This window comes from Rhodococcus aetherivorans (genome assembly GCF_011058165.1).
Lineage (GTDB): Bacteria > Actinomycetota > Actinomycetes > Mycobacteriales > Mycobacteriaceae > Rhodococcus > Rhodococcus aetherivorans.
Genome location: NZ_JAALEG010000021.1, coordinates 1 through 17,997, shown reverse-complemented (window position 1 = coordinate 17,997; position 17,997 = coordinate 1). Strand labels below are relative to the sequence as shown.

The 17,997-nt window shown below is 70.7% G+C and carries 15 protein-coding genes; 7 read left to right on the top strand and 8 right to left on the bottom strand.

The window, feature by feature from the left end:
- Positions 1–59 precede the first annotated feature (59 nt).
- A complete protein-coding gene (locus tag G6039_RS11165) occupies positions 60–980 on the bottom strand; it encodes an alpha/beta fold hydrolase (protein ID WP_037201162.1) in 921 nt (306 codons plus the stop codon).
- 76 nt (positions 981–1,056) lie between these two features.
- Complete coding sequence (locus tag G6039_RS11160) at positions 1,057–1,377, bottom strand: helix-turn-helix transcriptional regulator (RefSeq protein ID WP_043798738.1); 321 nt, start codon at positions 1,375–1,377, stop codon at positions 1,057–1,059.
- 160 nt (positions 1,378–1,537) lie between these two features.
- On the opposite strand from G6039_RS11160, the gene G6039_RS11155 reads away from it, so the two are divergent.
- Together G6039_RS11155 and G6039_RS11150 are read left to right on the top strand one after the other, a co-directional pair.
- Positions 1,538–1,885 (top strand): VOC family protein, encoded by a 348-nt coding sequence (locus tag G6039_RS11155; protein WP_174824761.1) that lies wholly within the window; start codon positions 1,538–1,540, stop codon positions 1,883–1,885.
- Positions 1,886–2,047: 162 nt separating this feature from the next.
- Positions 2,048–3,112: a TerC family protein gene (locus tag G6039_RS11150; RefSeq protein ID WP_006931632.1), complete on the top strand. Its 1,065-nt coding sequence runs from the start codon at positions 2,048–2,050 to the stop codon at positions 3,110–3,112.
- Here G6039_RS11150 and G6039_RS11145 read toward each other — a convergent pair.
- Positions 3,096–3,713 carry a TetR/AcrR family transcriptional regulator gene (locus G6039_RS11145; RefSeq protein WP_043798671.1) on the bottom strand — a complete coding sequence of 206 codons (618 nt, stop codon included), beginning with the start codon at positions 3,711–3,713 and terminating at the stop codon, positions 3,096–3,098. The genes G6039_RS11150 and G6039_RS11145 overlap by 17 nt on opposite strands.
- Before the next feature lie 92 nt (positions 3,714–3,805).
- On the opposite strand from G6039_RS11145, the gene G6039_RS11140 reads away from it, so the two are divergent.
- On the top strand, positions 3,806–5,155 hold the full coding sequence (locus tag G6039_RS11140) for a cytochrome P450 (RefSeq protein WP_043798673.1): 1,350 nt from the start codon (positions 3,806–3,808) through the stop codon (positions 5,153–5,155).
- A 1-nt stretch (position 5,156) separates the two neighbouring features.
- Here the strand turns inward: G6039_RS11140 and G6039_RS11135 are convergent, their stop codons facing one another.
- Positions 5,157–6,374, bottom strand: a complete 1,218-nt coding sequence (locus tag G6039_RS11135) for an NAD(P)/FAD-dependent oxidoreductase (RefSeq protein WP_043798675.1) — start codon at positions 6,372–6,374, stop codon at positions 5,157–5,159.
- Positions 6,375–6,620: 246 nt separating this feature from the next.
- Entirely contained in the window at positions 6,621–8,738 is a 2,118-nt protein-coding gene (locus G6039_RS11130; RefSeq protein ID WP_174824762.1) for a thiamine pyrophosphate-dependent enzyme, read from the bottom strand.
- 131 nt (positions 8,739–8,869) lie between these two features.
- Between G6039_RS11130 and G6039_RS11125 the strand changes: the two genes are divergently transcribed.
- On the top strand, positions 8,870–9,844 hold the full coding sequence (locus tag G6039_RS11125; RefSeq protein WP_043798678.1) for an HAAS signaling domain-containing protein: 975 nt from the start codon (positions 8,870–8,872) through the stop codon (positions 9,842–9,844).
- Between the two features lie 10 nt (positions 9,845–9,854).
- Here G6039_RS11125 and G6039_RS11120 read toward each other — a convergent pair whose 3' ends face one another.
- Positions 9,855–10,586, bottom strand: a complete 732-nt coding sequence (locus tag G6039_RS11120; protein WP_006931648.1) for an HNH endonuclease family protein — start codon at positions 10,584–10,586, stop codon at positions 9,855–9,857.
- Complete coding sequence (locus tag G6039_RS11115) at positions 10,586–11,605, bottom strand: beta-ketoacyl-ACP synthase III (protein WP_006931650.1); 1,020 nt, start codon at positions 11,603–11,605, stop codon at positions 10,586–10,588. Before G6039_RS11115 ends, G6039_RS11120 begins: the two co-directional genes overlap by 1 nt.
- Before the next feature lie 184 nt (positions 11,606–11,789).
- On the opposite strand from G6039_RS11115, the gene G6039_RS11110 reads away from it, so the two are divergent.
- From G6039_RS11110 to G6039_RS11100, 3 genes are all read left to right on the top strand, one after another.
- On the top strand, positions 11,790–12,926 hold the full coding sequence (locus tag G6039_RS11110) for a DUF4185 domain-containing protein (protein WP_373867485.1): 1,137 nt from the start codon (positions 11,790–11,792) through the stop codon (positions 12,924–12,926).
- Between the two features lie 30 nt (positions 12,927–12,956).
- On the top strand, positions 12,957–13,565 hold the full coding sequence (locus G6039_RS11105; protein WP_043798683.1) for a class I SAM-dependent methyltransferase: 609 nt from the start codon (positions 12,957–12,959) through the stop codon (positions 13,563–13,565).
- Positions 13,566–13,666: 101 nt separating this feature from the next.
- Positions 13,667–15,502 carry an acyl-CoA dehydrogenase gene (locus G6039_RS11100; RefSeq protein WP_043798685.1) on the top strand — a complete coding sequence of 612 codons (1,836 nt, stop codon included), beginning with the start codon at positions 13,667–13,669 and terminating at the stop codon, positions 15,500–15,502.
- 233 nt (positions 15,503–15,735) lie between these two features.
- On the opposite strand, the gene G6039_RS11095 is transcribed toward G6039_RS11100, so the two are convergent.
- Positions 15,736–17,997: a VanW family protein gene (locus tag G6039_RS11095; protein WP_338148577.1), complete on the bottom strand. Its 2,262-nt coding sequence runs from the start codon at positions 17,995–17,997 to the stop codon at positions 15,736–15,738.

Genomic DNA, 17,997 nt, shown 5'->3' with positions numbered 1-17,997 from the left:
GCCGAATGTGACACGCGTTCAATGTGATCGAACCTGTGTGACATTCGGCCACCGCGGAGTCAGCGGTCGGCGTCGTCCCAGATCCGCAGGATGGTCGAGAGGATGTCCTCGGACACGCCCAGGCCGCCGAGGTGGCTCTCGCCGGGCAGGTGGTGGAACTGGGCGTCGGGCAGCCGGCCCACCACATGCAGGCCGTGTTCCATGGGGACGATGTGGTCCGTGTCGCCGTGCCACCACCGGACCGGCACCTTGACGTCCTCGAGACGGAAACCCCAGTCCCGGGCGAACGCCACGATATCGGCGAAGGGCGCGGCCATCTGCTTGCGGCTGCCGTTGAGCAGATCGTCGAGGAACATCGCCTTGAACTCGGGGCGGGCCAGCAACTGCCGGTCGGCCTCGGGCGAGAGCCACCCGTACATGTCGATGAGCGGCGACGCGAACGGCCGCACGACCCGGATCATCGACGTCACGCCCATGCCGATGGGGACACCCCAGACGGTGAGCAGCGGCGCGACCATTGTGCCCAACCGCATCAGGCCGCCGCTGATCGCGTCGGGCCCGACGACGGGCGCAACGCCCCCGAGCACCGCGGCGGCCACGACCCGCTCGGGCATCGCATGCGCCGCGGCGAGGGTGTAGGGGCCGCCGCCGGAGAGTCCGACGACCGCCATCCGGTCCACGCCGAGAGTGTCCGCGACGATGCGCAGGTCGTCCGCGAAGGCGAGGACGTTCTCGTAGCGGTGCGGACTCGACGAGCCGATGCCGGGGCGGTCGAGGCCGATGAGCCGTACGTGCTCGCGCTCGGCGTAGCTGCGTGCCTCGACGGGGATCTGCCGACGCGCCCCGGGGGTGCCGTGCAGCCAGAACACCGCCCGGCCCTGGGCCGATCCGAACTCGGCGAAGCCGATCCGGCGGCCGCCCCCGACCGCGACGGAACCTTCCAGCTTGGGACGTTCGACGTCGATCATAGGCGCCAGCATGCCACGTGGCTGCGGTCACACGACGCAGGTGTCCGTGACAGCGCGGGCCGGGCATCCCCGGCGACGGGCCCCGCGCTCAGCGCAGCGCGTCGATCAGCTCGCCGACGGTGTGTGCGGATTCGAGCGGATGACGGAGCCGCCCGGCCGGATTCACCGAGTACAGGTTGCGGCGGCCCGCGCGGGTGCGGGTCAGGTAGCCGCCGTCGACCAGGTCGGCGAGGATCGTCTGCACGGACCGCTCGGTGATCCCGATCCGCTGCGCGAGTTCGCGGACGGTGGGCTGTCCGTCTCCGGCGACACACAGCAGTACGTGCGCGTGGTTGGTCAGGAACGTCCAGCCCCGGGCACGGTCCTCGTCGCCGGCGGGCGGCGTTCCGGGGCGGGCGGAGGAGGTCACCCGCACACCATAGGGCACCGCGGTTTCCGGTATCGCGCTTCGCGCTCGGGCCGCGGCCGCATCCCTGGTGCGCCCGGGCGGCCCCGGGTAGGGTTCGCCGGGTGAACACCGGGCCGGCACTACGCCACTCACGGATCGGCGACCCGGTGGAGGTCTGAGCGTGGACCGCAACGAGTCGGCGCGGTTCTTCCGTGAACTGCTGGAACTGTCGGAAGCACCGTCCTGGGGCCCGTTCACCAACATCCAGCTCGACGACGGCGTACTGCTGCAGTTCGCCGAGCCCCCGGTGGAGATCCAGATGCGGCACTACGCGTTCATGGTCGACGACGACCTCTTCGACCGGGCGTATCGGCGGCTGTGCGACGCCGGCATCGAGCACTGGGCCGATCCGCAGATGCGCCGCCCCGGCGAAACGAACACGGGGCACCGCGGGCGCGGGGTCTATTTCAGGGACCCGGCCGGTCATGCGATCGAGCTGCTCACCCGCCCCTACCTCCCGATCCCTTGACAGCTAACCGGAAATACTATTCACTAATTACAGTTCGCGAAAGGGAGTATCCCTCCGCGCTTCGTCGTCAACTCGGGGGCCGTCCGCCGGCCCCCCGGCGGAGCGGGCTCGGTTCGAGCCGGGAAAGACTTTCGGCCGTTTCGAGGCTGAGAGGTGGTCCCGATGACCGTTCCGTTGTGGTTGTGGGCGGCGGTACTCGCCGCGATCGTGGCGATGCTGGCGGTGGATCTGTTCGCGCACCGCCGCGCGCACGTGATCGGCGTGCGCGAGGCCGCAGGCTGGTCGCTGTTCTGGGTCGGCACCGGCGTCGGATTCGGCGCGCTGATCTGGTGGCAGTACGGCTCGGAGTTCGGCCAGCAGTACTTCTCCGGCTACCTGATCGAGAAGTCGCTCGCCGTCGACAACGTCTTCGTCTGGGCGATCATCCTGACGTACTTCGCCGTGCCGCGTGAGTACCAGCACCGGGTCCTGTTCCTCGGTGTGCTCGGCGCCCTGGTGTTCCGGGGTCTGTTCATCGCGGCGGGCTCGGTCCTCATCGCGAGCTTCGGCTGGATCCTCTACCTGTTCGCGGCGTTCCTGCTCTACACCGGCTACCGGATGATCCGGCAGCGCGACGAGCACCTCGACCCCGAGAAGTCCCGGGCGCTGCGGCTGTTCCGCCGCCACGTACCGATGACCGACGCCTACCACGGACAGAAGTTCCTCGTCCGCCGCGGTGGTGCGCTGCTGGCCACCCCCCTGCTCGCGGTGCTGGTGCTCATCGAGATCACCGACATCGTCTTCGCGGTCGACTCGATCCCCGCGATCTTCGCGGTCACGGACGTGCCGTTCCTCGTCTTCACCGCCAACGCGTTCGCGGTGCTGGGCCTGCGGGCGATGTACTTCCTGCTCGCCGACCTGATCCACCGCTTCGTGTACCTGAAGATCGGGCTGGCGCTGGTGCTGATGTGGGTCGGCGTCAAGATGCTGCTGAAGATCGACGTGTTCTACGTGCCGACACCGATCTCGCTCGCCGTCGTCGCCACGATCCTGACCGTGTCGATCGTCGCCAGCCTGCGCGCCACGCGCGGCCAGGGCCGTCGCAGCCTCGCGGCGCCCGCGACCCCGCCGTTCCGGGTGGCCACAGCCGAGGAGACCGCGGCGCTCGAACCCGTGTGGCGGCTGCCGGGCAGCCGGCGCCGCGCGGCGCGGCCCGAGCGCGACGACAGCCTCAGCGGTGGGCGGTGAACGTGTACTGGCGAGTCGCCGCCTCGACGATCTGATCGGGGGTCACGTCGATCTCGCCGCCGAGCCACGCGGTCATGAGCTCGGCGAGGCCCCCGACGAACAGCAGCGCGGCGATCTGGTCGTGGGGCGGCTGCAGCGCGCGGTCGCCCCACAGCTCGCGGGATTCGATCGCGACGAGGTCCGCGAACTGGCGCAGCAGTTCCCGGCGACGGGTGCGCAAGGGCCCGGCGGCCGCGGACTCGACGACGGCGACCCGGCCCTTGCGCGGATCGTCGGTGAGGACCGCGACGAACGCGGCGATGGCGGCGCGGGCCCGCTCCTCGGGGCCGCGCTCGGATTCGGCGAGTGCCGTCAGCGCGCGCTCGCGGATCTCGTCGGCGATCCGCTCGACGACGCACACGAGCAGCTCGTCCCGGCCGGAGAAGCTCTCGTAGAAGTACCGCTCGGTGAGCCCGGCCTCCTGGCAGATCGCGGTCATGGTGGCACGGTCACCGCCCTCGCGGCCGAACACCGTCAGGCCGGCCGCGAGCAACTGCTCACGGCGGTCGGCGGTGCGCTGCTCGGCGCTCTTTCCGCGGTACTGACGACTGGGCCTGCCCATAGTCGAATCTTGACAGATCGCCGCCTGTGATCCACGCTACTGTCAATTGACAGAGCTTCATGTCAGATACGGTCCGACGAATCGGAGACCTCATGACGAAAGTGCTCGCGCCCTCCCCGCCCGGCCTGACCGCGGTACCCGGGGACGCCGGCCTGCCCTACGTCGGGTACGCCCTCGACTACATGCGCAACCCGCTGAGGGCCTACGACCGGCGATACCGCGAACACGGGCCGGTGTCCTGGTTCCGGTTCGCGGGCCGGCCCTGGGTGGTGCTGCTCGGACCCGACGCCTGCGGCGCCGCGCTGCAGAACCGCGACCGGGCCCTCGCGAACGGTCCAGGCTGGCGGACCCTCATCGGCCCGTTCTTCGACCGCGGCCTGATGCTGCTCGACGGCGACGAGCACCGCACGCACCGCCGGATCATGCAGCAGGCCTTCACCCGGGACCGCCTGGCCCGCTACACGGACTCGATGCAGCCCGCGATCGCACAGGCCCTCGACTCGTGGACACCGAGCGAGGATTTCCGCGCCTACCCGGCACTGAAGGACCTCACCCTCGGGCTCGCCACGTCGATCTTCATGGGCGGTGCCGAGGGATCGTCGGCCACCGAGATGGCCGAGGTGAACAAGGCGTTCATCGGGTGCGTGCAGGCGGCCACGGCGATCGTGCGCTATCCCCTGCCCGGAACCCGCTGGCGCCGTGGCGTGGTGGGCCGCCGCCGGCTCGAGGAGTTCTTCCGGCGTTACCTGCCGGCCCGTCGCGCCGGTGACGGCGACGACCTGTTCACCGCGCTGTGTCACGTGGAATCCGAGGACGGCGAGCGATTCTCGGACGAGGACGTCGTCAACCACATGATCTTCCTGATGATGGCTGCGCACGACACCTCGACCATCACGCTGTCCACCGTGCTGCAGTACCTCGGCCAGTTCCCCCAGTGGCAGCAACTGTGCCGGGAGGAGTCGCAGGCACTCGGTACGACGAGCCCGACCCTGGCGGACCTCGAATCGCTCACGAGCCTGGACCTGGTGATCAAGGAGTGCCAGCGGATCGTGACCCCGGTACCCGGCATCGTCCGGTACACCACCGCCGACACCGAGATCCTGGGCCACTTCGTGCCGCGCGGCACCCTGATCAACGTCGGGCTGCACTACAGCCACCACATGCCCGAGTTGTGGCCGGAACCGGAGAAGTTCGATCCCGGTCGCTTCGCACCGGAACGACGCGAGGACCGCGTGCACAAGTTCGCGTGGACGCCGTTCGGCGCCGGAGAGCACCGCTGCCTGGGCATGTACTTCTCCGGCGCCGAGATCAAGACGGTGCTGCACCACCTGCTGCTCGGGTACCGGTGGCACGTTCCGTCCGATTACGTTGCGCCGCTGAACTTCACGTCACTTCCGTACCCGTCGGACGGGCAACCGATCGCGCTGCGCCGCCTCCGGTGACTCAGACGCGGCCCTTGACCATCCCGTGCCAGTACATGGCCGGCAGGCCGTAGCGCTTGAGCAGCCACATGTCGCGGCGATCCTTGGTGGTGTCGATGACCGGGATGCTCGGAGAGGGGTTGAGCTCGTAGTCGAACTCCGCGAGCATCATCCTGTCCCGGGCGGTGACGAACGGGCAGGACGAGTACCCGTCGTAGCTCTTGCGCTTGCCGACGCCGCGCATCTCGGCGACCAGGTTGGCGACGAGGACGGGCGCCTGCTTGCGGACCGCCGCGCCGGTCTTCGACGTCGGCAGGTCCGCGACGTCACCGAGTGCGAACACGTTGGGATACCGGCGGTGCTGGAGCGTGTGCTTGTCGACCTCGACGTAGCCGAAGGGACTCGCCGGGTTGGCGAGCGGGCTCGCCGCGACCCAGCCGGGCGCGCGCTGCGGGGGCACGGCGTGGAGCATGTCGAACCCGACGACCTCCTCGGTGCCGGTGGCGTTGTTCACGATCGTCGCCTTGCGCGACGATCCGTCGAGCGCGGTCATCTCCGAGCTCAGGCGCACCTCGATGCCGTACTTCGCGGCGACCCCCTCGAGGGTCTGCCGCCAGGACGGGATGCCGAACATCGAGTCGCCGGGCAGGACGAGCATGACGCGGATCCCGTCCAGCAGGCCCTGCCGCCGCCAGTAGTCGGAGGCGATGTAGGCGATCTTCTGCGGCGCGCCGGCACACTTGATGGGGCCGGCGGGCTGGGTGAAGATCGCCGTGCCGGAGCGCATGTTCCGGATCAGCTCCCACGTGTAGGGGGCGTACTGCGAGGAGTAGTTGCTCGAGACGGCACCGTGCCCGACGGCCTCGGCGAGGCCCGGCACGCCGTCCCAGTCGAGTTGCAGGCCGGTGGCCAGCACAAGGTAGTCGTAGCCGACGACGGTCCCGCGGTCGGTCGTGACGGTCTGCGCGTCGGGGTCGACGGCGGTCGCGGCGGCCCGGATCCACCGGACGCCCTTGGGGATCAGCTTCTCCTCGGCTCGGCGGGTCTCGTCCAGCGACGCCTGTCCGCCGCCGACGAGCGTCCACAGGGGCTGGTACCAGTGCTCATCGGAGGGCTCGATCACCGCGATGTCGGTGACGCCGGCCCGGCGCAGGCGCGCAGCGGTCGCGATTCCGGCCGTGCCACCTCCGACGACGAGTACTCGATGTCGCGCGGCACCGTTGCCTGAATGGAGCGACATGTGAACAGTCCTTTCCGTCCGTGACGCAGGCGCGGACGCGGGCTGGGCCTCCACGCCCCTTGATACCCGGTGGGGTATTCAACGACGACTGTAGACCCGGGCCCGGGACTCTTCAAGTACCCCTCCGGGTATTCCTGCCCGGTGAAGGTCCCCGCTTCCCGGGACCTTCGTCCCCGCCGGGGCGGGGCGCGAGGCCGTCGAGCTGCGCGACGGCGGCGACCCGGAGACGACCGCGACCGCGCGCCGCTACTCCGTCGCCGCGCTGACGACGTCGTCCTCGGACAGCAGCACCTCGGCCGCCGCCGGGCCGAGCGGCACGAAACTGTCGCGGCTGGTGACCCGCGAGATCCGGCCCCGGTAGCCCGCGTCCACCAGTGCGGTGACCACCGCCTCCGACACCCCGCCGCTGCGCCGCGTCTCGTCCACCACCAGCACGCGCGGGAAGGACTGCGCGCACGCCAGCAGTTCCGCCAGCGGCAGCGGCGCCAGCCACTGCAGGTCCAGCACGGCGGCCTCCACGCCGCGCGCCGACAGCCGACGGGCCGCGCGCAGGCTCATCCGGACGCCGTTGCCGAACGTCACGATGAGCACGTCGTCGCCCGTACCGTACACCCGCACCGAGCCCGGCTGTACCGCAACGGAATCGGGCGGCTCCTGCCACAGCCCGTCGCCCTCGTCGTACAGGTCGCGCTCGTGGTACAGCGCGATCGGCTCGAGGAACACGCACACCCGGCCCTCGCTGCGCGCGAGGTGCACGCAGCTGCGCAGCAGCGCCCCCGCAACCGACGGACGGCTCGGCACCGCGAGCACCAGACCGGGAATGTCGCGCAGCACCGCGACGGAGTTGTCGTTGTGGAAGTGCCCACCGAAGCCGCGCTGGTAGGCGAGGCCGGCGATGCGCACCACCATCGGGTTGCGGAAGCGGCCGTCGGAGAAGAACATCAGACTCGCCGCCTCGCCGCGCAACTGGTCCTCGGCGTTGTGCAGGTAGGCCAGGTATTGGATCTCCGGAATCGGCAGCAGGCCCGCCACCGCGAAACCCAGTGCCGTACCGAGGATCGTCTGCTCGTCCAGGATCGTGTCGAAGACGCGGTGCGGCCCGAATCGGCGGAGCAGACCGCGCGTGAGCCCGTACACCCCGCCCTTGTCCGCCACGTCCTCACCGAACACGAACGACTCCGGTATCGCCTCGAGAATCCCTGTGAGCGCGGCGTTCACCGCCTGGGCGAGCGTGCGGGGCTCCGGCGACGGGAGCCCCGGCTCGTCCGGAACCCGCCGGCGACCGTGCGCGTGCAGCGGCCGCATCACCTCGGCGGCCGATACCAGCCGCGGGGCGGTCGCGAGCGCCTCCATCTCGGCGGCGACGACGGAACGCATCTCCTCGTATCGTTCGAGAATCCTTGCGGAGGAAAGTGTTCCGCGGTCGACCAGAGTACGCGCGGTGGCCAGCAACGGATCCCGGACGTAGTCGGCGGCGATCTCCTCGCGGGTGCGGTATGCGGTCTCGGCGTCGGAGCCGGCGTGGCCGAGGAACCGCACCGTCTTCAGGTGCAGCACGGCCGGTGCGCGGGAGGTGCGGACGGCGACGAGCAGGTCCGCGACGGCGGTGAGCACGCCGACCGGGTCCGCGCCGTCGGCCGCGCGGTAGCTCACCCCCGGATACGACGAGAGGGTGCGTTCCGCCCAGCCCTCCGGCGTCCGGACGCTGATGCCGAACCCGTTGTCCTCGCACACGAACAGCAGCGGCAGCGGCAGCCCCCGGTGCGCGCAGTAGGCGGCCGCGTTGAGCGCCCCGACCGCGGTGGAATGGTTCGCCGAGGCGTCCCCGAAGCTGCACAGCACCACCGAGTCCGCGGGCCACGGGCACTGCAGGCCCAGCCGGGCCGCGCGGGCGAGGGCGAAGGCCGTCCCCACCGCGCGCGGCAGATGGGAGGCGATCGTCGAGGTCTGCGGGAGAATGTTCAACTCCGCGTTGCCGAACACCTTGTGCCGGCCGCCGGAGATCGGGTCCAGCGTCGAGGCGGTGCAGCCGGCGAGCACGTCCCGCACCGGCGTCGTGCCCGGCACCCGGGCCGCCCGTGCGGCGTAGAACGCCCCCGACCGGTAGTGCAGCAGTGCCGGATCGGTGACCCGGGACAGCAGGCCCAGGGCGGCGTTCGCCTCGTGCCCGGCCGAGCCGATGGTGTAGAACCCGGCACCGCGCCGCTGCATCTCCCGGGCCGCGAAGTCGAGGTGACGGGACTGCAGTTGGGCGTCGAAACAGCGCAGCACCAGCTCGTCCGGTACCTGTCCGGCCACGGCACGGCGGGCGCTCCAGCCGCGGACGGTGGCGGTGAAGTACTCGTCGAGCGGCTCGGCCGTCATCGCGCTTCCCCACACCCTCGCAGGTCCTGCCCAATACTGTGTACCGGCACAGTACCGCCCGGTCCCGGTCGGCGCGGGTCGACCCGCCCGGCCGCACATGCAGGCCGGGACCGAACGGAAGGAACACCGAGATGTCCACCCGCCTCACCGACGGGGAACTCGTCGACCGGTACCTGCACGCCGTCCTCGTCCACCTGCCGCGGTCCCGGCGCGACGACGTGGCCGCCGAACTGCGCCGGCGCATCGACGACGCCGCCGCCGACCGCGACGTGCGTGAGGTGCTCGCCGGCCTCGGCTCCCCGGAGGATCTCGCCCGCACCTACCGGGGCGCCCCGCGGCACCTGATCGGTCCCCGGCTCTACGACACCTACCTACGGGTGCTGTGGCCCGTCGTCGGGGTCGTGGCGGCGGTGCTCGGCGGACTGACCCTGCTCGGCGCCCTGACCGAGGCCACCGCTCCCGCGGCCGCGCCCCTCGACACCGCCGACGTCGTGTGGGACGCGATCGACGCGGCCCTGACCGGCGGTGTGTACGCCGCGTTCTGGGTGACCGTCGTCTTCGCGGTGCTCGAGCGCACCGCGCCCGCCGGCACGGACCTCGGCCGGTGGGACCCGGACGACCTCCCGGCGGTGCCGCACGGCCGGGAGATCCCCGTCGGCGAGGCGGTCGCGGAACTGGTGTTCGCGGTGGTCGTGCTGATCGGGGTGGCGAGCCTGTCCCCGTCGCTCGCGCCGTCGTTCTTCGGTGCCGGGTACGAAGCCCTCGACCCCAGCTTCACCGACCGGCTGGTGCCGGCGATGATGGCCGTCGCGGCGCTGTGGGTGGTCTCGGCGAGCGTGGCGCTGGTCGTGCGCAGCTGGACGACGGTCGTCACCGCCCTGTCGGTGGTCTCCGATCTGCTCGCCGTCGCGGTGGCCACGGCCGTGCTCGTGCACCGGCCGTACTTCTCGCCGCAGTTCCTTTCCGACCTGCGCGAGCGCACGGGCTCCGACCTGACGGCTCAGCTGAACCTAGGGGTCGGCATCGTGTGCATCGTGGTGATCGTCGCCTCGGCGGCCGGGGTGGTGACGGCGGTCCGCAAGCACCTCGTGCACCGCCGCGCCTGAGGCCCGGCCGTCAGCAGGTGGCCAGGACGCCGGCCATCGCGTCCCTCTCGTCCGGCGTGATCCACAGGCCGTACTCCGCCTTCACCTCGATCTGCCGGGAGACGTAGGTGCAGCGGTACTCCGAGTTCGGGGGCAGCCACTGCGCCGCGTCCTTGTCGCCCTTGCCCTGGTTCGTGGGCCCGTCGACGGCCTGCAGGTTCCGGGGATCGTTCGCGAGGTTCTTGCGGGCCTGCGCATCGAGCAGCCGCGCACCCTTCTGCCACGCGTCCGACAGGGCGACGACGTGATCGATCTGCACCGCCGACGACGTGTCGACGCCGCGCCGGAAGTAGATCTCCCGCCCCGTGTACGGGTCGTACAGGGTCCCCGCCTCGACGGTGCACTCCTTCGTCACCGGCGCCAGCTTGATGTTCACGAGATCCCGCTTCAGGACGTCGTTGCGCGTGTCGCAGCCGTTGCGCCCGCCCGCGACGGTCACGTCGTCGGTCCATGCCGGCCCGAACAGGGCGCGGTCGTAACCGCCGGACGGGTCCGGTTCCCGCACGGCGAGGCTCTTCAGCAGTTCGACCGCCTCGGCGGCGGCGGCCGACGACGGGGCCGGCGCGGGTGCCGACGTGGACCCGCCGGGACCCGCCTCGTCGCCGCCGTACGTCTGCTGGAGGACGACGAACGCGACGAAGGCGAGCACGTAGGCGAGCAACCACAACCAGCGCCGGCGGCCGGCGGAGTTCGCCGCGGCCACTACTGCGCGAGCGGCGGCATCTTCACGACCTGTCCCGCGTAGGACAGGCCGGCACCGAAGGCGAGCAGCAGGCCGAGCCCACCCGGCTGGACCTGACCGGTGCGCAGCATCTTCTCCATCGCGAGGGGGATGGAGGCGGCGGAGGTGTTGCCCGTCTCGATGATGTCGTCGGCGACGGCGACCGTCTCCGGCAGGTCGAGCTGGCGGACGATGACGTCGTTGATGCGCAGGTTGGCCTGGTGCGGGACGAACGCGTCGAGGGCGGCGAGCTCGACACCGGCCTTGTCGGCGATCTGCCGGGCGATCTTGCCCATCTCGAAGGCCGCCCAGCGGAACACCGCGGTGCCCTCCATGATGATCCAGGGCCGCTTCTGATCGGGGTTGTTCGCGAAGTTCACCCAGTCGGGTTCCTGGCGGATGGCGTCGGCCTGCGAGCCGTCCGATCCCCACACGGTGGGGCCGATGCCCACCTCGTCGGACGGGCCGACGACCACGGCGCCGGCGCCGTCGCCGAAGATGAACCGCACCGAGCGATCGGTGGGCTCGGTGGTGTCGCTCATCCGCTCGACGCCGATGACGAGCGCGTAGTCCTCGGTGCCCGCGCGCACCAGGTCGGAGGCGACGCCGAGGGCGTAGCAGAAGCCGGCGCAGCCTGCGGAGATGTCGAGGGCGGCGGCGCCGCCGGTGCCGAGGGCGTCGGCGACCAGCGCGGCGGACTGCGGGGTCTGGTACGGGTAGGTCGAGGTCGCCACGATGACGGCGCCGAGCCGGTCGCCGGTGATGCCGGCGGCCTCGAGCGCCTTGCGGCCCGCGGAGATCGCCATGTCGAGGACGGTCTCGCCGGTGTCCTCCGCGAAGCGCCGCTCCTTGATGCCGGAACGGGACTGGATCCACTCGTCGCTCGAGTCGATCTGCTGACAGATCTCGTGGTTGGTCACGATCCGCTCGGGGCGGTGCACGCCCAGCCCGAGCAGTGCGGTGTTCCGCAGCGGGGCGGGACCGGCGATCTGTGCACCCATCAGGCGAACTCCTCTTCTTCGTGCACTGGCTGTCAGTGCATCGCGTTCCTGACACGGTAACGCGCGCGCGAATCGTAGCGGAGCCGACCCGTCGGCCACGGCCCTTGCGCGCGGGCCGCCGGGACACGCCGACGGGCCCGGGACCGCGTGTGACTACTGCCACCTCCTGTTACCGTCTGTGGCCGTGCACACACGTAATGGGGGTTACCGACGTGCTTCCGCCCGCATCGGAGTCCTTGCGCTGACCTGTGCCGCCGTGACGGTGGTTCCGTTCGCGGGCACCGTGGCGGCGAACCCGAACGCGATCAATCCCATCCCAGGACTCAACGGGGTCAACGGCCTGCCGGAGCTGCGCGGCCGCACCCAGGTGGTGGCGCAGCAGACCGGGATGCTCAGCACCAACCGCACGCAGGACATGAACGTGCTCGGCACCGACCTCGGCGTCATGTGGGACAACGGCCGCGGCCAGGTGCTGACCGCGTTCGGCGACACGGCGGGCCTCGGGCTGCCCAACCTTCTCTCGGGCAGCATCTGGGCCTGGCGCAGCAGCGCGCTGTTCCGCAGCTCGGACCGCAACCTCACGGACGGGATGACGTTCGACAGCGCGGCCCGTGACTTCTTCGGTCAGGCGAAGGAACTCGTACCGAGCCCGAAGATCCCGTTCGTGGAGATCAGCCGGATCCCCACCGCGGGGATCGCCGTCGGCGACACCCAGTTCCTGAGCTTGATGTCGGTGAAGAACTGGGGGCAGGCCGGCTCGTGGGAGACCAACTTCTCGGGGCTGGCCTTCTCCCACGACAACGGGGAGAACTGGACGGTGGCGCCGCAGACCGAGCGGCCGAGCGTCGGCGGGAACCGGAACTTTCAGATGGGCGCCTTCGTCCGGCACGGCGGGTTCGTCTATCAGTACGGAACGCCGCCCGGCCGCGGCGGCCTGGTGCACCTGGCGCGCGTGCCGGAACTGCAGATGCTCGATCTCGCGGCCTACGAGTACTGGGACGGCGGAGCGTGGGTGCGCGACGTGAATGCGGCCCGCCCGGTGATGGCGGGCGGCGCGGCCGAGCTGTCGGTGCAGTGGAACGACTACCTCGGGCAGTTCGTGCTGCTGACCACCGACGGCCACAACTCCGTGGTGCTGCGCCGCGCCCCGTCGCCCACCGGCCCGTGGAGCGCGCCGGAGGTCGTCGTCGACACCCGGGAGCTGCCGACGGCGTACGGCGCGTACATCCACCCGTGGTCGTCGGGTCCGGACCTGTACTTCCTCACGACCGTGCACCAGAACTACAACGTGCTGCTGCTGCGTACCACGCTCCACCCCTGACCGGCGCGGCGTCCGGGCTACCGTGCGTCCATGGACGCACAGGAGTGGGATGCGCGGTATGCGGAGAGCGAGACGGTGTGGGGATCGCCGCCGAACCCGGTGATCGTCGAGTTCGCGACGTCGCTGCCGCACGGCCGGGCACTGGATCTGGGGTGCGGCGAGGGCCGGCACTCGCTCTGGCTGGCCACGCGCGGCTGGGAGGTGACCGGCGTCGACTTCTCCCGGGTGGCGGTGGACAAGGCCCGGGCGATCGCGGCGCAGGCGCCGCGACGGGTGCGTGAGCGCCTGACGTACGCGTGCGCCGACGTGACCGAGATCACCTTCGACGCCGAATATGATCTCATCCTCTCCGCCTATCTCCATTTCCCTCCGCCACAGCGACGAGCATTGATCGACAATGCGATCGCGGCCCTGAAACCTGACGGAATCCTCATATTTCTGGGGCACGATTCGACCAATCCCACCGAGGGCGTCGGAGGTCCTCGCGATCCCGAGATCCTCTACACACCAACGGATCTCGCCGAGGAAATGCACGACCGGCTGGATATCCGGACCGCCGAGCGGAGAATGCGGGAAACGGACGCAGGAATGGCGATCGACGCGCTGGTCGTGGCACGCAAACCGACCCTTGGCAGTTAGTTGCCCGGCGGGTAACATAGGCGGATGTTACCGACGAGTAATAACTTGGGCGGTACTCGAACACTGCTTGACCGCACCATCTCACTGGGAGTAGCGCAGACATGGGCCATTACAAGAGCAACCTCCGGGATCTGGAGTTCAACCTCTTCGAGGTGCTGAAGATTCAGACGCTCCTCGAGGCCGGGAAGTTCGGTGACCTCGACGAGGAGACCTCTCGTGGCATTCTGGCCGAGGTGAAGACCCTCACCGAGGGCCCCGCGGCGGAGTCGTTCGCCGAAACCGACCGCACCCCCCCGGTCTTCGATCCCGAGACCCACTCGGTCTCGCTGCCCGAAGGCTTCAAGAAGGCGTTCAACTCCTGGTACGAGGCCGGCTACTGGTCCATGGGCCTCGAGGAGGAGATCGGCGGAACGCCGGCGCCGCGCGCCCTGAGCTGGGCCGTCAACGAGATGATGCTCGGCGCCCAGCCGGCCGCCTTCATGTACGCCGCCGGTCCGTCCTTCGCCGGCGTGCTCCACGCCAACGGCACCGACGAGCAGAAGAAGTGGGCCGCGACCATCGTCGAACGCGGCTGGGGCGCCACCATGGTCCTGACCGAGCCCGATGCCGGTTCCGACGTCGGCGCCGGCCGCACCAAGGCGATCAAGCAGGACGACGGCTCCTGGCACATCGAGGGCGTCAAGCGGTTCATCACCTCCGCCGACTCCGACGATCTGTTCGAAAACATCTTCCACCTAGTCCTCGCCCGCCCCGAGGGCGCCGGCCCCGGCACCAAGGGCCTGTCGCTGTTCTTCGTCCCGAAGTTCCACTTCGACTTCGAGAAGAACGAGATGGGCGAGCGCAACGGTGTGTTCGTCACCAACGTCGAGCACAAGATGGGCCTGAAGGCGTCCGCCACCTGCGAGGTCACCTTCGGCGGCCACGGCGTGCCCGCCCAGGGCTGGCTCGTCGGCGAGGTCCACAACGGCATCGCCCAGATGTTCGACGTCATCGAGCACGCCCGCATGATGGTGGGCACCAAGGCCATCGCGACCCTCTCCACCGGCTACCTCAACGCCCTGGCCTACGCCAAGGAACGCGTCCAGGGCGCCGATCTGACCCAGATGACCGACAAGACCGCCCCCCGGGTCACCATCACCCACCACCCGGACGTGCGGCGCGCCCTGGCCATGCAGAAGGCCTACGCCGAGGGTCTGCGCGCGGTCTACCTCTACACCGCCGCCCACCAGGACGACGTCGTCGCCGAGCAGATCTCCGGCGCCGACCACGAGCTGGCGCACCGCGTCAACGACCTGCTGCTGCCCATCGTCAAGGGCGTCGGCTCCGAGCGCGCCTACCAGTACCTGACCGACTCGCTGCAGACCCTCGGCGGCTCCGGCTTCCTGCAGGACTACCCGATCGAGCAGTACATCCGCGACGCGAAGATCGACTCCCTCTACGAGGGCACCACCGCCATCCAGGCGCAGGACTTCTTCTTCCGCAAGATCGCCCGCGACCGCGGCGTCGCCCTCGCCCACCTCACCGGCCAGATCCAGAAGTTCCTCGCCTCCGACAGCGCCGACGAGCGCCTCAAGTCCGAGCGGGCCCTGCTCGCCACGGCCCTCGAGGACGTCCAGGCCATGACCGCCACCCTGACCGGCTTCCTCATGGGCGCCCAGGAACAGCCGACCGAGCTGTACAAGGTGGGTCTGGGCTCGGTGCGGTTCCTGCTCGCCTTCGGTGACCTGCTCATCGGCTGGCGCCTGCTCGAGCAGGCCCAGATCGCCCTCGCGGCCCTCGACGCCGGCCCGGACGCCAAGGACAAGGCGTTCTACGAAGGCAAGGTCGCCATCGCCGGCTTCTTCGCCAAGAACGTCCTGCCCGAGCTGACCGCCGTGCGCGGCATCGTCGCGAACGTCGACCTCGACATCATGGAGCTCGACGAAGCGGCCTTCTGAGCCGTGGCAGGTAGCCGTGGCAGGTGGCCGTGGCAGGTGAGCGAATGTATCGTCCGCTACCGCTGAGGAGCTGAACGATACATTCGCTCGGCCCGGCTCGGCCCGGCTCGGCTCGGCCCGGCTCGGCCCGGCTCGGCCCGGCTCGGCCCGGATCCGAGTGAGTAGGTAGTACACAGGACTGTGCCCTCCCGTTTCGTAACGGAGGGCACAGTCGTGTGCAGGCTGGTTCCGCGCTACGGCGTGCCGGTCTGCGACGTTCCCGCGGGGGCCGCGGCCGGCGCATCCCCGGATTCGTCCGGGGTGCTCGGGGCGGGCTGCGGGGTCGTCGTCACGGCCGGTCGCGCGCCGGCGGGTGCCTCCGCGCCGCCTCCGGGCGTCTCCGCCTCCCCGGGCGCCGGCTGCGACGGCGCGGCCGGTGCCGCCTCCGGCGCGGGCTCCGGCTCGGCGCTGACGCAGCGCACCACGGGCACCGGGTCGTAGCGGACCGTGCGGGTGGTGCTCGAGATCTGCCGGCCGGTGGCCGCGTCGGTGATGATGCGGGTGTCGCTCACGGTGAAGCCCTGCGCGCCGCTCGACGGGATGCACCCCGGCCCGGCCGGCAGCGTGATCGTGTTCGGCGCCGTGAAGTTCGTGCGGGGACCGGTCACGGATTCGACGTCCACGGTCTTGGTGCCCCAGATCCGCACCGTGATGTCCGACGACGTGCCGATCGCCTGGATCAGCACCCCGGTGTCGAAAGGATTGCGGAACTTCAGGTCGATCGCACCCTCGAAGACCGTCGCCTCCCGGGCCGCCGGGTACCGGGAGATGTAGTAGCTGTGCTCGGTGTGCTCGACATCCTCCATGCCTGCGAAGTACGTCGCGTTGTACAGGGTGGTCGCGAGCTGGCTGATGCCGCCGCCCACCGCTTTGGATGGGCGTCCGTTGTTGATGATGCCGGACTCGACGTACCCTTGCGCCGCGCCGCGCGGGCCGGTGTAGCCGTTGAGCGAGAACGTCTCCCCCGGCTTGACCAGCGCACCGTTGATCTCCGAGGCCGCCAGGCGGATGTTCACGCCCGAGGCGTACTCGAAGCCCCCGGTGGTGAACTCGCCGATCACCTCGCGGATGCCCAGCTTCTCGGCGGCCTCCGTGGTCAGCTTGGGAGTGACCGGCTTGTACACGGCGTCGGTCACCCGCTCCCCCGGCGCGGCCAGCAGCTGCGGCAGCGCTTCGAGGCTGACCGCCCAGTCGACGAGCTCGCCGTCGACCGACGGGATCACCGTGGGGCCCCCGCCCTCGAGCACGATCCGGGCGTCTTTCGGCTCCACCTCGGTCGCGGCCAGTTGCGGCCGGAGGATCTCGGTCGCGGCCTCGATCCCGTACTGCGGGGTCAGTCCCCCGTTGCCGTCGGGCACGAAGGTCAGCACGGCGCCGACACGGTCGCTGGGCAGGGTCGCGACGGCCCCGTCGCGACCGCGCACCGTCACGTCGGCTGCGACGGCGGGGTCCGCGACGTCTCGCAGTGCGCGTTCGAGTCCCTCGGGCGTGACCGTCACCTCGACCGTCTCGACGGGGAACGCGACGTCGCCGAACGCCCAGCGTTCGGCGAACAGGTCTGCGGAGGCTTCCGCATCGAGCGTCTGCCCGGGCAGCGGCGGCACGGGCACCGGGGTCGCCCCGTCGAACACGAGGTTGCCCTCCCGTGGCGGCCGGTCGGCGACCGCGCGGACGCCGCCGATCGCCGCCGACAGCGCGGCGTCGTCGCGCGTCGACACGACGCCGATCTCGTTGCCGCCGCCGAAGAACGACGTCACGCGGGTGATCGGGTCGAGCGGCTGCGATCCGATGCGGTCGAGGGTGTGCTCCCAGTCGACGTCCAGACCCGCCTGCGCCGGCACGATCTGCGCGGTCACGTCGCCCGCCGTGACGGTCACGGGCTCGTCGACGCGTGGCCCGAGTTCGGTCCGCAGGATCTGTTCCGCCTCCGCGACCGACCGCCCGCCGATCTCGATGCCGGCGACGGTGACGCCGCGCGGCACGTTGCCCGACGAGACGGCGAGGTCGCCGACGTAGAGGGCGGCGAGCACGGCGGCGACGCCGCCGACCACCAGCGCGATGCGACGCCAGGGCGGACCGCCGTCGCGTCCGGGTCCGGCCTGCGCCGGCTCGGCCGGGGGCGGTCCGGGCGGTGGTGGCTCGGTCGGGGGCGGTCCGGCCGGGGTGCCGGACTCGGGAGGTACGGTCGCCGGCCGAGGGGCCGCTTCCTGCTCGGTGGCCGGCTCCCGGGAGGCGTCGTCCGACAGGGTGGGGATGACCTCGGTCTCGACCTCGACCTCGGCGTCGGTGCGGCCGGACGCCGGCGCGACGACGGGCAGCACGGCAGTGGGCGCCTCCCAGGGCGGCACGTCGGCGTCCGCCGGCGGTTCCGGCTCGGCGTCCGGGACCTGCTCGGGTGCCCCGGCAACGTCGCCGGCGACGGGCTGCGGGGGCGGGGTGGGCTCGGCGCTCGCCAC

Coding starts and splice junctions, on each gene's coding strand:
- G6039_RS11165 (WP_037201162.1), bottom strand. CDS start 980: ATGCTGGCGCCTATGATCGACGTCGAACGTCCCAAGCTGGAAGGTTCC.
- G6039_RS11150 (WP_006931632.1), top strand. CDS start 2,048: ATGACCGTTCCGTTGTGGTTGTGGGCGGCGGTACTCGCCGCGATCGTG.
- G6039_RS11145 (WP_043798671.1), bottom strand. CDS start 3,713: ATGGGCAGGCCCAGTCGTCAGTACCGCGGAAAGAGCGCCGAGCAGCGC.
- G6039_RS11140 (WP_043798673.1), top strand. CDS start 3,806: ATGACGAAAGTGCTCGCGCCCTCCCCGCCCGGCCTGACCGCGGTACCC.
- G6039_RS11135 (WP_043798675.1), bottom strand. CDS start 6,374: ATGTCGCTCCATTCAGGCAACGGTGCCGCGCGACATCGAGTACTCGTC.
- G6039_RS11130 (WP_174824762.1), bottom strand. CDS start 8,738: ATGACGGCCGAGCCGCTCGACGAGTACTTCACCGCCACCGTCCGCGGC.
- G6039_RS11125 (WP_043798678.1), top strand. CDS start 8,870: ATGTCCACCCGCCTCACCGACGGGGAACTCGTCGACCGGTACCTGCAC.
- G6039_RS11115 (WP_006931650.1), bottom strand. CDS start 11,605: ATGGGTGCACAGATCGCCGGTCCCGCCCCGCTGCGGAACACCGCACTG.
- G6039_RS11105 (WP_043798683.1), top strand. CDS start 12,957: ATGGACGCACAGGAGTGGGATGCGCGGTATGCGGAGAGCGAGACGGTG.
- G6039_RS11100 (WP_043798685.1), top strand. CDS start 13,667: ATGGGCCATTACAAGAGCAACCTCCGGGATCTGGAGTTCAACCTCTTC.